Source organism: Streptomyces sp. 130, from assembly GCF_007096885.1.
GTDB lineage: Bacteria > Actinomycetota > Actinomycetes > Streptomycetales > Streptomycetaceae > Streptomyces.
Genome location: NZ_VJNO01000071.1, coordinates 1 through 12,946 on the forward strand (window position 1 = coordinate 1; position 12,946 = coordinate 12,946).

General features: G+C 73.5%; 11 protein-coding genes. 8 read left to right on the forward strand and 3 right to left on the reverse strand.

The window, feature by feature from the left end:
• Positions 1-120 precede the first annotated feature (120 nt).
• Positions 121-792: a 1-acyl-sn-glycerol-3-phosphate acyltransferase gene (locus tag FKN01_RS31515; RefSeq protein WP_143626073.1), complete on the reverse strand. Its 672-nt coding sequence runs from the start codon at positions 790-792 to the stop codon at positions 121-123.
• A 234-nt stretch (positions 793-1,026) separates the two neighbouring features.
• On the opposite strand from FKN01_RS31515, the gene FKN01_RS31520 reads away from it, so the two are divergent.
• Both FKN01_RS31520 and FKN01_RS31525 read left to right on the forward strand, forming a co-directional pair.
• Positions 1,027-2,193: a glycerophosphodiester phosphodiesterase gene (locus FKN01_RS31520; RefSeq protein ID WP_143626074.1), complete on the forward strand. Its 1,167-nt coding sequence runs from the start codon at positions 1,027-1,029 to the stop codon at positions 2,191-2,193.
• A gap of 203 nt (positions 2,194-2,396) precedes the next feature.
• On the forward strand, positions 2,397-2,903 hold the full coding sequence (locus tag FKN01_RS31525; protein ID WP_143626075.1) for a GNAT family N-acetyltransferase: 507 nt from the start codon (positions 2,397-2,399) through the stop codon (positions 2,901-2,903).
• A 31-nt stretch (positions 2,904-2,934) separates the two neighbouring features.
• Here the strand turns inward: FKN01_RS31525 and FKN01_RS31530 are convergent, their stop codons facing one another.
• Together FKN01_RS31530 and FKN01_RS31535 are read right to left on the reverse strand one after the other, a co-directional pair.
• On the reverse strand, positions 2,935-3,369 hold the full coding sequence (locus tag FKN01_RS31530; RefSeq protein ID WP_143626076.1) for a hypothetical protein: 435 nt from the start codon (positions 3,367-3,369) through the stop codon (positions 2,935-2,937).
• Between the two features lie 2 nt (positions 3,370-3,371).
• Entirely contained in the window at positions 3,372-3,731 is a 360-nt protein-coding gene (locus tag FKN01_RS31535) for a hypothetical protein (protein WP_018103833.1), read from the reverse strand.
• A gap of 571 nt (positions 3,732-4,302) precedes the next feature.
• Here FKN01_RS31535 and FKN01_RS31540 point away from each other — a divergent pair.
• From FKN01_RS31540 to cobT, 6 genes are all read left to right on the forward strand, one after another.
• Entirely contained in the window at positions 4,303-5,352 is a 1,050-nt protein-coding gene (locus FKN01_RS31540; RefSeq protein ID WP_185993072.1) for a methionine ABC transporter ATP-binding protein, read from the forward strand.
• Complete coding sequence (locus FKN01_RS31545) at positions 5,349-6,017, forward strand: methionine ABC transporter permease (protein ID WP_143626078.1); 669 nt, start codon at positions 5,349-5,351, stop codon at positions 6,015-6,017. The genes FKN01_RS31540 and FKN01_RS31545 overlap by 4 nt, the downstream gene beginning before the upstream one ends.
• A gap of 71 nt (positions 6,018-6,088) precedes the next feature.
• Entirely contained in the window at positions 6,089-6,943 is an 855-nt protein-coding gene (locus FKN01_RS31550; protein WP_143626079.1) for a MetQ/NlpA family ABC transporter substrate-binding protein, read from the forward strand.
• Between the two features lie 102 nt (positions 6,944-7,045).
• A complete protein-coding gene (locus FKN01_RS31555) occupies positions 7,046-7,732 on the forward strand; it encodes a GNAT family N-acetyltransferase (RefSeq protein ID WP_143626080.1) in 687 nt (228 codons plus the stop codon).
• A 110-nt stretch (positions 7,733-7,842) separates the two neighbouring features.
• Positions 7,843-9,081: a precorrin-6y C5,15-methyltransferase (decarboxylating) subunit CbiE gene (gene cbiE / locus FKN01_RS31560; RefSeq protein WP_143626081.1), complete on the forward strand. Its 1,239-nt coding sequence runs from the start codon at positions 7,843-7,845 to the stop codon at positions 9,079-9,081.
• 331 nt (positions 9,082-9,412) lie between these two features.
• Positions 9,413-12,721, forward strand: a complete 3,309-nt coding sequence (cobT, locus tag FKN01_RS31565; protein ID WP_143626082.1) for a nicotinate-nucleotide--dimethylbenzimidazole phosphoribosyltransferase — start codon at positions 9,413-9,415, stop codon at positions 12,719-12,721.
• The last annotated feature ends 225 nt before the right edge of the window (positions 12,722-12,946 follow it).

Genomic DNA, 12,946 nt, shown 5'->3' on the forward strand with positions numbered 1-12,946 from the left:
GGGGGGCCCGGCGGCGGGCCCGGGGGGGGGCGGCGGCCCCCCCCCCCGCGGCGCCCGCGCCGGGGGGGCCCCCCCCCCCCCGCCGGGGGGGGCGCGGGCCCTCTCGTACGTTCCGCCGGATCAGGCGGCCTTCGCCTTGGTGGCGTACATGTCCACGTACTCCTGGCCGGACAGCCGCATCACCTCGGCCATCACGGAGTCGGTCACCGCCCGCAGCACATAGCGGTCGCGGTCCATGCCCTCGTAGCGGGAGAACTCCATCGGCTCACCGAAGCGCACCGTCACCTTGCCCGGCCGGGGCAGACCCGAGCCGCCCGGCTGGAGCTTGTCCGTGCCGATCATCGCGAACGGCACCACCGGCGCACCCGTCATCAGCGTCAGCCGCGCGATGCCCGTACGGCCCCGGTAGAGCCGGCCGTCGGGGGAGCGGGTGCCCTCCGGGTAGATCGCGAACGCCTTGCCCTCCTCCAGCACCCGCCGGCCGGTCATCAGTGCCGCGACACCGCCGCGCCCGCCGTCCCGGTCCACCGGGATCATCCCGACGCCCGTGAAGAACCAGGCCATCAGCCGGCCCTTGAGGCCCTTGCCCGTCACGTACTCGTCCTTGCCGATGAAGAACACCGGACGGTCGCAGCAGATCGGCATGATCATCGAGTCGATGAACGTCAGGTGGTTGCCCGCCAGGATCACCGGCCCGCTGCCCGGAATGTTCTCGATGCCCTCCATCCGGGGACGGAACATCAGGCGCAGGATCGGTCCGAGCACTGCCTTGATGAGTGCGAGACGGGACAACGCTTCCTCCGGTGTTGTGGCCGGGGCCGGCCGGGCGACGGATGGTGAAGGTCCATGCAGGTGAGGACGATACTCGCGGGTACCGGCCGATCGCACATCGGGTTCACGCGACGGATACGCCGTGTTGACATGTGTTCGCGCCATGTTCGTCCAGGTGCCGCCCCCGTGACCGTACCCCTGCCTACGCTCGATCCCCGCTCGACAGGTGCCGTACATCACATGCGAGGAGCATTCATGACAGAGCGTGCGCAGGCCGCGCCGGGACGCCGGACCGTCGTCGGGGCGGGGGCAGCCGTCCTCGGCACCGCCGCCCTGGGCATCACCGCAACGGCGCAGGCGGCCGACCGGAACGGCGGACCGGGGGGCCACGGCGGCCACCGCCTCGACCTGCCGGTCCCGACCGTCATCGGCCACCGGGGCACCAGCGGCTACCGCCCCGAACACACGCTGGGCTCCTACCAGCTCGCCCTGGACATGGGCGCGCACATCATCGAGCAGGACCTCGTCCCCACCCGCGACGGCCACCTCGTCTGCCGCCACGAGAACGACATCACCGCCACCACCGACGTCTCCGCGCACCCCGAGTTCGCGAACCGCCGGACCACCAAGACCGTCGACGGCGTCTCCCTCACCGGCTGGTTCACCGAGGACTTCACCCTCGCCGAGCTCAAGACGCTCCGCGCCAAGGAGCGCATCCCGGCCAACCGCCAGAAGAACACGCTCTACGACGGCCGGTGGGAGGTCCCCACCTTCGAGGAGGTCCTGCGCTGGGCCGACCGCGAGGGCCGCCGCCGCGGCAAGCCCGTCTGGCTGTACGTCGAGACCAAGCACCCCAGCTACTTCCGGGGCCTCGGGCTCGGCCTGGAGGAGCCGCTGGCCAAGCTGCTGCGCCGCTACGGACGCCACCGCGCGCAGTCCCCGGCGATCCTCCAGTCCTTCGAGCCCGGCAGCGTCCAGCGCCTGGCCCGGCTCGTCGCGACCCCGCGCATCGTCCTGCTCTCGGGCGCGGGCACCAGGCCCTGGGACTTCCAGGTGTCCGGCGACCCGCGCACCACGGACGACCTGGTGAAGCCGGCCGGCCTGAAGTGGATGGCCTCCTTCGCGCAGGGCATCGGCCCCACCCTGGACCTGGTCATCCCCAAGGACGCCGCCGGGCGGCTCACCGAGCCCACCACCCTGGTGCGCGACGCCCACGCGCAGGGCCTCGTCCTCCACCCGTACACGATGCGCAACGAGAACACCTTCCTGCCCGCCGACTTCCGGCGCGGCAGCGACCCCAACGCGTACGGGGACGCGTTCGGCGCGTTCGCCGCGTACTTCGCGACCGGGATCGACGGGATCTTCTCCGACAACCCGGACACCGCCCTGCTCGCGGCGGCGGACTTCGCGGCGAAGAGGTAGGACGGCGGGCCCGACTCCCGTCAGCACCCGGCTCCCGTCACATCGCAGGGGAGTTGGCTATGTCACAGGGGAGTTTGGGCCCCATCCGTTCCCGATGCCTTGGATGTCTGCGCAGAATGCTCGCGGCGGAGGTTGTCGCTCCCGCACCGTGGGAAAGGAGCGGGAGACAACCGGCGGATCAGGTGAGCGGGAGGCATGCGCACATGGGCATGAGCGTGATCATCTCGGCGGCGGACGTGCGGGACGCCGAAGAGATTCTGAAGCTGCAGTACCTCTGTTTCCAGAGCGAGGCGGAGCTGTACGGCAATTACCGCATCGACCCGCTCGTCCAGACCCTCGACTCGGTACGCGCCGAGATCGCGGAGAACCTGGTCTACGTGGCGCGGCTCGGCGACGAGGTCGTCGGCTCGGTGCGGGGCTCGGTCGACGAGGAGGGCGCGGGCCGGATCGGCAGGCTCTGCGTCCACCCCCGGCTGCGCGGCCACGGCCTCGGCGCCCGGCTGCTGCGCGCCGCGGAGGCGGGCCTCGCCGACGAGCGCGCCGCCACCCGCTTCCGCCTGCACACCGGCCACCGCAGCGAGGGCAATCTGAGGCTCTACCAGCGCGCGGGGTACGCCGCCGTGGGCAACGCGACCGGCAGCGACGGGGTCAGGATGATCCTGCTGGAGAAGGAGGCCCAGGCCCCCGCCGCGTACGTGGCCAGCGCCTAGCCGTACGGCACGGGCGCCGCGCCTGCCGCCGCTACGCGGTCCGGGCGCGGCGCAGCCACATCATCCCGGTGACCGGCAGGATCACCGGGATGAACAGGTAGTCCCGGCCGCAGTACGACCACACGGTCGCGTCGGCGAACGCGGACGGCTCCACCAGCGTCCACGTCCCCACGATGAGCACCCCGGCCAGCTCGGCCGCGCAGCACACCAGCGCCGTCCGGCGGGCCCGCTCGCCGCCGCGCACCAGCGAGTACGTGATGAAGCCGTAGACCACCGCGGCGACCGCCGACAGCACATAGGCCAGGGGCGCGCGGCCGAAGTCCAGGATCATCTGGACGATCGAACGGGATGCCGCCGCCACGGTGAACACGCCGTAGAACCAGACGAGGACCCGGCCGGGGCCGGAGCCGAGGTCGAAGGGCCGCTTCTCGCCGGCCGCCGCCTGCGTGGTGTCGGTGTCGGTCACGGTCAGCTTCCCCAGATGTCGTAGAGCCGTACTTCGAGGACGGCCAGGACGACCGCGCCCGCCGCCACCGTCACCGAGCCCCAGCGGGTCCGCTCGCTGAGCGACAGGAACCCCGCCGCCGGCACGGCGAGGAACGCCCCGGCGAGGTACGCGATGAAGATGGTCATGCCCTGCTCGGGCCGCTCGCCGCGGGCCAGCTGCACGATCCCCGTCACCAGCTGCGCCAGGGCCAGCAGCGAGACGACGGCCATGCCGATGAAGTGCCAGTCCTTGGTGGGCTGGTCCCGGTAGGCGGCGTATCCGCACCAGGCGGCGAGGGCGAGGGCGGCCACGGCGACCGCGACCGTCAGGGCGTCGAGCATGAGCCGAGGGTATTACGGCGCGCCGGGGCCGCCGTCCTCGCCCCCGGTCCGCCGGGGCGACGGCGGCAAGGCCGGGTGATCGTGGCCTTGACCACAGAGCGCACCGCACCCGGGCGTCGGGGGAGTGGCGCGGCCGGCCCCGCCCTGAGCGCATCGCCGCAGGTCAGGACGGTGTGGCTGGAAAATCACGGCCGATACGAGACGGTCGCTCCGGCCCATCCGCGACTGTCCGCTATCCGGACAGCCGGCCGGGCCGCGAACTCACGTCTGTTTTACTTGTGCTCATGACCACGACGAGCAGCCGCACCCTTGCGACCGAGGCGATCACGACGCCCGGTGCTCGTTGTACGGGTCGAATGCGCGCCTTCTGAGGGCCCACGACCGAGCCTCGCGCCCCGAAGCGAGACCCCTTCCCGGCCGCCCGCACGGGCCCGGCCCGCGGTGACCGCCGCGCCCGGACGCTCCGGGAAGCCGCTCGGAACGTCCGATCGAAAACGTCCGGCTCACCCCGGACGCATGCCCCGTGCCCGGCGGACACCGCGCCGCGCACTCGACAGTGACGGAAACCCCTGTGATCACCACGACGGGCCTCACGAAGGTCTACCGTTCGCGCGACCGCGAGGTCACCGCCCTGGACGGCGTCGACCTCCACGTACGCGAAGGAGAGGTGTACGGCGTCATCGGCCGCAGCGGCGCCGGCAAGTCCTCCCTCATCCGCTGCGTCAACCTCCTGGAACGCCCCACCTCGGGCACCGTGACCGTGGCCGGCCAGGACCTCACCGCCCTCGCGGGCCGGGGCCGCCGGGCCGGCAAGGAGCTGCGCGAGGCGCGCAGCCGCATCGGCATGGTCTTCCAGCACTTCAACCTGCTGGCCTCCCGCACCGTGCAGCGCAACGTCGAACTCCCCCTGGAGATCCTCGGCGTCACCGGCCGCGAGCGCTCCCGCAAGGCCCTCGAACTCCTCGACCTGGTCGGCCTCGCCGACAAGGCCAAGGCCTACCCCGGACAGCTCTCCGGCGGCCAGAAGCAGCGCGTCGGCATCGCCCGCGCCCTCGCCGGCGACCCCAAGGTGCTCCTGTCCGACGAGGCGACCTCCGCACTGGACCCCGAGACCACCCGCTCCATCCTCCAGCTCCTGCGCGACCTCAATCAGCAGCTCGGGCTCACCGTTCTGCTCATCACGCACGAGATGGACGTCGTCAAGACGATCTGCGACTCCGCCGCGCTCATGCGGGGCGGCCGGGTCGTCGAGTCCGGCACCGTCGGCGAACTGCTCGCCACCCCCGGCTCGGAGCTGGCCCACGAGCTGTTCCCGGTCGGCGGCACCGCCTCCGCGCCCGACCGCACCGTGGTGGACGTCACCTTCCACGGCGAGGCCGCCGCCCGCCCGGTGATCTCCCAGCTCTCCCGTACGTACAACATCGACATCTCGATCCTGGGCGCCGCCATGGACACCGTCGGCGGCAGGCAGATCGGCCGCATGCGCATCGAACTGCCCGGCCGGTTCGAGGAGAACGTCGTCCCGATCGGCTTCCTGCGCGAGCAGGGACTCCAGGCCGAGATCGTGGCCGCCGCGCCCGCCCCCGTACCGGCACCGCTCACCGAGGAGGCGGCGAAGTGACCTGGTCCGAAATGCAGCCGCTGCTGACGCAGGGCACCGTCGACACCCTCTACATGGTGCTGTGGTCCGCCCTGGTCACCGTCCTGGCCGGACTGCCCCTCGGCGTCCTGCTCGTCCTCACGGACAAGGGCGGACTGCTCCAGAACACCCCGGTGAACAAGGTCGTCGGCGTGATCGTGAACATCGGCCGCTCGCTGCCGTTCATCATCCTGCTGATCGCCCTGATCCCGTTCACCACCTGGGTCGTCGGCACCTTCATCGGCCCGACCGCGATGATCGTGCCGCTCGCCGTCGGCGCCATCCCGTTCTTCGCCCGGCTGGTCGAGACGGCGGTCCGCGAGGTCGACCACGGGCTCGTGGAGGCCGTCCAGTCGATGGGCGGCTCCATCCCGACGATCGTCCGCAAGGTCCTCCTGCCGCAGGCCCTGCCGTCCCTGGTCTCCGGAATCACCACCACGGTCATCGTGCTCATCGGCTACTCGGCGATGGCCGGAGCGGTCGGCGGCGAAGGGCTCGGCTCCAAGGCCGTCACCTACGGATTCCAGCGCTTCGACAACCGGTTCATGCTGATCACGGTCGCGCTGCTGATCGTCATCGTGACCCTCGTCCAGCTGATCGGCGACCTCGCCGTCCGCCTGCTGGCCCGCCGGGGCCGCACCTCCTGACTTCTCCTCCTCATCAAGCCCGCACTCCTTGTCCGGGCGCTCCACCATCACCACTGAAAGAGGCACTTTTCGTGCGTACCAGCATCAAGATCACCGCCGCCGCCGCGGCCACCACCGCCCTCGCCCTCGGCCTCACCGCCTGCGGCACGGACTCCGACCCGTCCTCCGAGAGCGGCGGCGCCGACACCTCCAAGGCCCTCGTCGTCGCCGCGTCCCCGACGCCGCACGCCGACATCCTCGGCTTCGTCGAGAAGAACCTCGCCGAGAAGGCCGGCCTCAAGCTGGAGGTCAAGGAGTTCACGGACTACGTCCTGCCGAACACCGCCACCGAGACCGGCCAGGTCGACGCCAACTTCTTCCAGCACCAGCCCTACCTGGACGACTTCAACAAGAAGAACGGCACCCACCTGGTCTCCGTCGGCGCCGTCCACCTCGAACCCCTCGGCCTCTACTCCAAGAAGGTCAAGAGCCTCGACTCCATCAAGTCCGGCCAGACCGTCGCCGTCCCCAACGACACCACCAACGAGGGCCGCGCGCTCCAGCTGCTCGCCGAGAACGGCCTCATCACCCTCAAGGACGGCGTCGGCACCAGCGCCAAGCTGAGCGACATCACCGACAAGAAGGGCCTGAAGTTCAAGGAGCTGGAGGCCGCCACGGTCCCGCGCGCCCTGGGCGACGTGGACGCCGCCGTCATCAACGGCAACTACGCCATCGAGGCCGACCTCAAGCCCGCGAAGGACGCGCTCGTCCTGGAGAAGGCCGACGGCAACCCGTACGCCAACATCGTCGCGGTCAAGAAGGGCGACGAGAAGGACCCCCGCGTCCAGAAGCTCGTGAAGCTCCTGCACTCCGACGAGGTCAAGAAGTTCATCGAGGACACCTACCAGGGCTCGGTCGTCCCGGCCTTCGGTGACGCCAAGTCCTGACCCGTACGCGCCACTTGCCCCAGGAGCCCCGCACACCCCGCCCAAGGGGCGCGGGGCTCCGCCGCACCGACCCGGCCATGCACACGCCCCCGGCGATGCTGCATGCTGTGCATTTACACGGTCTTCGGCATGGAGCTGCGCATGACTTCCACCTTCCCGGACATCTCCATCAGCACGGACCGGCTGGTGCTGCGCCCATTCGACATGGCGGACATCCCCGCGTACATCGAGATGATGAACGACGAGCTGGTCACCGCCTGGACCGACGCACCCCACCCCTACACCCAGGTCGACGCCGAACGCTGGGTGCGCAGAATCGCTCCCGCGCACCGCACCAAGGGCGACGGGATCGCCCTGGCCGTCACCGAGTTCCTCACCCAGCGCCTCGTCGGCTCCGTACGCCTCCGCAACACCGACTGGCGCACCCTGTCCACCGAGGCCGCCTACATCACCGCACCCTGGGCCCGCGGTGAGGGCTACGCCACCGAATCCGTGCTCGCCGTCGCCCAGTGGCTCTTCCGCGACCAGGGCTTCGAGCGCCTCGAACTGCGCACCGCCGCCGACAACACCGCCTCCCAGCAGGTCGCCCAGAAGCTCGGCTGCATCAGCGAGGGCGTACTGCGCAACGCCCGCATAGCGCGCACCCGGACCGAGAACGGCACGGACGGCGGCTGGACCGACATCCGCACCGACGTCATCGTCTGGGGCCTGCTTCCCGAAGACCTCGAAGGCGTCGCCGAGCAGCTCGCCGACGCCGGCGGATACGGCACCTACAACGACTGGAACTGACCGGCTGCCGGGGCCCCGGCAGCCGGCCGGCGGGGACCCGGTAACCTCACCCTGCCCGCCCCCCGGGCAACCCGCCCCGCCTGCGACGACTCCAGGAGAATGACACCAAGATGGCCGACCGGGTCACAGTGATCGGCTGGGACGGCTCGCCGCTGACCAGAGCGGCCACCGCAGCGCTCTCCGCCGCGACCCTGGTCGCCGGAGCCGCCCACCACCTCGCGCTGCCGGAAGTCCCCCCGAGCGCCGAACGCATCCGCCTCGGCTCCGTCGACCTCGCCGCCCGCCGGATCGCCGGCCACCGCGGCAGCGCCGTCGTCCTCGCCGACGGCGACCCCGGCTTCTTCGGCGTCGTCCGCACCCTGCGCGCCCCGCAGCACGGCCTGGAGGTCGAGGTCGTCCCGGCCGTCTCCTCCGTCGCCACCGCCTTCGCCCGCGCCGGCATGCCGTGGGAGGACGCCCAGACGGTCGTCGCCCACCCCCGCACCCTGCGCCGCGCGGTGAACGTCTGCCGCGCCCACCACAAGGTCGCCGTCCTCACCTCGCCCGGCGCCGGACCCGCCGAACTGGCCCTGCTCCTCGAAGGCGTCCACCGCACGTTCGTCATCTGCGAGGAGCTGGGCACCGACCGCGAACAGGTCACCGTCGTCACCTCGGACACCGCCGCCGACCACGTCTGGCGCGACCCCAACGTCGTCATCGTCATCGGCGGGGGCCCCGAACGCCAGGCCGACGGCGCCTGGATCGCCGGCCGCCACCCCGCCTACCCGCAGGGCATACGGGGATGGGCCCTGCCCGCCGGCGCCTACCCGGACCCGGGCGCCCGCCCGGCGGGGGAGAGCGGCGAGGGCGAGGGCCCCGTCCTGCGGGCCGCCCAGCTCGCCCACCTCGGCCCCCGCACCGGCGACCTCGTCTGGGACATCGGCTCCGGGGGCGGCGCGCTGGCCGTCGAGGCGGCCCGCTTCGGCGCGGCGGTCCTCGCCGTGGACAGCGACCCCGACGCCTGCGCCCGCACCACGGCCGCCGCCCGCGCCTTCGGCGTACAGCTCCAGGTCGTCGAGGGCCGCGCCCCGCACGTACTGGAACGGCTGCCCGAGCCCGACGTCGTACGCATCGGAGGCGGCGGAGTCCCCGTCGCCACCGCCGTCGCGGACCGCCGCCCCGAGCGCATCGTCACGCACGCCTCCACCCGCGACGAGGCGGAGGCACTGGGCGCCGCCCTGGCCGGGAACGGCTACACGGTCGGCTGCTCGCTCCTCCAGTCCGTCGAACTCGACACGACCGCCTGGTCGGAGCGCGAACGCACGGTCGTCTTTCTGCTTTCCGCACTTCGTTCGGACCTTGCCCCCTGACCCGTCGGCAAGCGGTGCGAGGTAGGCTGGCCGATCGTCGCACCGCTCCCGGACGTTCGTTGCTTCGTTCATCAATGTCCGGAAAAGGGGACCGTTTTGGTGCCCGTTGTGGTACGGCGGCACCCTGGGACGCGCGACGTGGCGCAGTCCACAGCGGGCCGTGGCGAAATGAGCTGCCGCGGCGGCGAACGACCGCGAGAATGCAGGATGTCCGCGACCGATTCGTGCCGCGCGGCGCGCCCGCTCGTTCCACCGGACGAGCACCGCGTGCCGTGTCCGGGCGTCCCGGGCGAAGGGCCGAAGGAGCACTGACGATGGGCGAGGGGAACGCATGAGTGACACCGGCCGGGTCCCGGGCGAGGGACTGCCGGAGAACGCGGGCACGGTGGAGCAGCCGGGCGTCCCCGCGCCCGACTCCTACACCTACCTCGAACCCTCCGCGCACACCCCTGAGGACGACGACCTCCTCCTGATGCCGAGCGCACAGGGAGCCTGGGGCGAACCCCAGCCGGCGGCCCAGCCGACGGACCACTACGCGGACCCCGCCGCGCAGGGCGGGTACCAGCCGCACTTCCACCCCCAGCCGGCCGACCCGGCGCACGCCCAGGGCCCCGTCCAGCTCCAGGAGCAGGCCCCCGCGTACGCGATGCACCAGGCCGCCCCCGCGCCGCTGCCCGAGACCGCCCCCGGCACCCACGAGTCCGGAGGCCGCGACTCCGGCTCCGTCGACCTCGGCGCCGTCCGCGTCCCCGCGCCCGCGGCGCAGCCCTCCGTGCGCCGCCCGCTGCACCGGGGCCCGGCCTCGCCCGAGCCGTCCTACGGCGGTACGTCGGGGGCCGGCGTGGTCCGTTCCCTCGCCGACCGCGGCCCGGCCGGAGCGCCCCCGGCCCGCCACGCGGGCCCGGCGACGGCCGAACCCGAATACTTCGACCCGCAGCCGGCGGACCAGCCCCTTCCGGGTCCGCAGCTCGGCGCGATCCCGCCGCAGGCCGCCCAGCCCTGGGCGCCCGTCGCGCCGGAGGCGCCGGCCGCCCCCGAACAGACCGCGCCCGAGCCCCCCGTGCAGCCGGTGGCTCCCGCGGTCGAGGCGCAGGCCGCGGACGCGGTGGCGCCGGAGGCCCCGGCGCCGGTCGCCGAGCAGCCGGCCATGGAGCCCGCGCCCGTCGCGGCGCCGGGGCCCGGCGCGGTGGCCGCGCCCGTCGCCGCCCCCGAGCCCGGGGGGGTGGCCGAGCCCGTCGCCGCCCCGGAGCCCGTTGCGGTGGCCGAGCCCGTTCCGGCTGCGGAGCCGGAGCCGGTGGCGGCCGTGGTGGAGCCCGCCCAGGCCGCTGCACCGGAGCCCGTCGCCGTGGTGGAGCCCGAGCCTGCCCCGGTCCCGGTCGCGGTCGCGGAGCCCGAGTCGGCCCCGGTCGCCGAGGCCGCCCCCGTTCCGGCCCCGGAGCCCGTACCGGCCGCGGCACCGGAGCCGGTGGCCGTGGCGGAGCCCGAGCCCGTCGCGGTGCCGGAGCCCGTACCGGCCCCCGAGCCCGAGCCCGCCCAGGTCGCGGCACCGGAGCCCACGCCGGCCCCCGAGCCGCACCCCGCACCGGCCCCAGAGCCGCACCCCGTCGCAGCCCCCGAGCCCGCGCCGCAGCCGCAGCCCGAGGCCGTGGCCGAGCCCGCACCGGCCCCCGAGCCGCAGCCCGAGGCCGTGGCCGTGGCGGAAGCCGTACCCGCCGTCGAGCCCGAGGCCGTACCGGCCGGCGAACAGTCGATACAGCCGGAGGCAGCCGCACCCGAGCCCGCCCCCGAGGTCATCGAGACCCCGGACCTGAGCGACGAGACGGACCCCGTACAGGCGGACCCCGTACAAGCCGAGCCCGCACCGGCGGAGCCCGTACAGCAGGAGGCGCCCGGAGAGGCGCCCGCCGCGCCCCCCGCCCCCGGCTACGACGACGCCGAGCGGGAAGCGGTCCTGCGGGTCATGCGGGAGCGCCGGGACATCCGCAACGGCTTCCGCAGCGACCCCATCCCGCACGAGGTGCTGCTGCGCGTCCTGGAGGCCGCGCACACGGCGCCCAGCGTGGGCCACTCGCAGCCGTGGGACTTCGTGGTCATCCGGTCCGCCGAGACGCGGCGCTCGATGCACGAGCTGGCGCAGCAGCAGCGCGAGGCCTACGCCAAGTCGCTGCCGAAGGCCCGCGCGAAGCAGTTCAAGGAACTGAAGATCGAGGCGATCCTCGAGACCCCGGTCAACATCGTCGTGACCGCCGACCCGACGCGGGGCGGCCGGCACACGCTCGGCCGGCACACCCAGCCGCAGATGGCCCCGTACTCGTCGGCGCTCGCCGTGGAGAACCTGTGGCTGGCGGCGCGGGCCGAGGGCCTCGGCGTGGGCTGGGTGAGCTTCTTCGACGAGCGCGAGATGGTGCGCGCGCTGGGGCTGCCGGAGCACCTGGAGATCGTGGCGTACCTCTGCGTGGGGTACGTGGACGAGTTCCCGGAGGACCCGGAGCTGATGCAGGCGGGCTGGTCGAAGCGGCGCCCGCTGTCCTGGGTCGTCCACGAGGAGACGTACGGCCGCCGCGCCCTGCCCGGCGAGGCGCCCCACGATCTGCTCCAGGAGACGATCTCCAACATCCGCCCGCTGGACGCCAAGGCGCTCGGTGAGGCGTGGGAGCGCCAGAAGCGGATGACGAAGCCGGCCGGCGCGCTCGGCATGCTGGAGATCATCTCGGCCCAGCTGGCCGGGCTCTCCCGGATGTGCCCGCCGCCGATCCCGGAGCCGGCGGCCGTCGCGGTGTTCGCGGGCGACCACGGGGTGCACGCGCAGGGCGTCACGGCGTGGCCCCAGGAGGTCACCGGCCAGATGATCGCCAACATGCTCGGCGGCGGCGCGGTGTGCAACGCGTTCGCGGCGCAGGTGGGCGCGGAGGTGTGCGTGGTCGACGTGGGCGCGGTCGCGGAACTGCCCGCGATGCCGGGCCTGCTGCCCCGGAAGGTACGGGCGGGCACGGCGGACTTCACCACCGGGCCGGCGCTCACCCGCGAGGAGGTCCACGCGGCGATCGAGGTCGGCATCGAGACCGCCCGCGATCTGGTGGCGGCGGGCAACAAGGGCCTGCTGACCGGCGAGATGGGCATCGCGAACACGACCGCGTCGGCCGCGCTGATCTGCGTGTACACCGGGATGGACCCGGCCGAGGTGACGGGCCGGGGGACCGGCATCAACGACGAGATGCACGCCCGCAAGATCGACGTGGTGCGGCGCGCCCTGGAACTCCACCAGCCGGACCCGGCGGACCCGATCGGCGTCCTGGCGGCCGTCGGAGGCCTGGAGCACGCCGCGATGGCCGGCTTCCTGCTGGGCGGCGCGTCGCTCCGCACGCCGGTGATCCTGGACGGCGTGAGCGCGGGCGCGGCGGCGCTGGTGGCCCGGGCGATCGCCCCGGAGGCCCTGGCCGCGTGCATCGCCGGCCACCGCAGCGCGGAGCCGGGCCATGTGGCCGCGCTCAACAAGCTGGGCCTGCGCCCGCTGGTCGACCTGGACCTCCGCCTCGGCGAGGGCACGGGGGCGCTGCTGGCCCTGCCGATCGTGCAGAGTGCGGCCCGTGCGATGCACGAGGTGGCGACGTTCGACTCGGCGGGCGTGACGGAGAAGTAGCGGCACCTTTGCGGGGGCGCTGACCGAATGCAGCCCCGCCGGCGTCTGAGGCGCGGGGTCCGGGGCGGAGCCCCGGTTCCGGGAAGGGGCGGGGAGGGGACGAGGCCCGCCGCAGGCGCCCCCCCCCCCCCCCCCCCCCCCCCCCCGGGCCCCCCGGCCCCCCCCCGGGGGGGGCCCCCCCCCCCCCCCCCCCCCCCCCCCCCCCCCCCCCCCCCCCCCCCCCCC

Bases quoted from the DNA above. Each gene is read 5' to 3' on its own strand.
- FKN01_RS31555 (WP_143626080.1), top strand. From the start codon at position 7,046: ATGCTGTGCATTTACACGGTCTTCGGCATGGAGCTGCGCATGACTTCC.
- cbiE (WP_143626081.1), top strand. From the start codon at position 7,843: ATGGCCGACCGGGTCACAGTGATCGGCTGGGACGGCTCGCCGCTGACC.
- FKN01_RS31525 (WP_143626075.1), top strand. From the start codon at position 2,397: ATGGGCATGAGCGTGATCATCTCGGCGGCGGACGTGCGGGACGCCGAA.
- FKN01_RS31535 (WP_018103833.1), bottom strand. From the start codon at position 3,731: ATGCTCGACGCCCTGACGGTCGCGGTCGCCGTGGCCGCCCTCGCCCTC.
- cobT (WP_143626082.1), top strand. From the start codon at position 9,413: ATGAGTGACACCGGCCGGGTCCCGGGCGAGGGACTGCCGGAGAACGCG.
- FKN01_RS31520 (WP_143626074.1), top strand. From the start codon at position 1,027: ATGACAGAGCGTGCGCAGGCCGCGCCGGGACGCCGGACCGTCGTCGGG.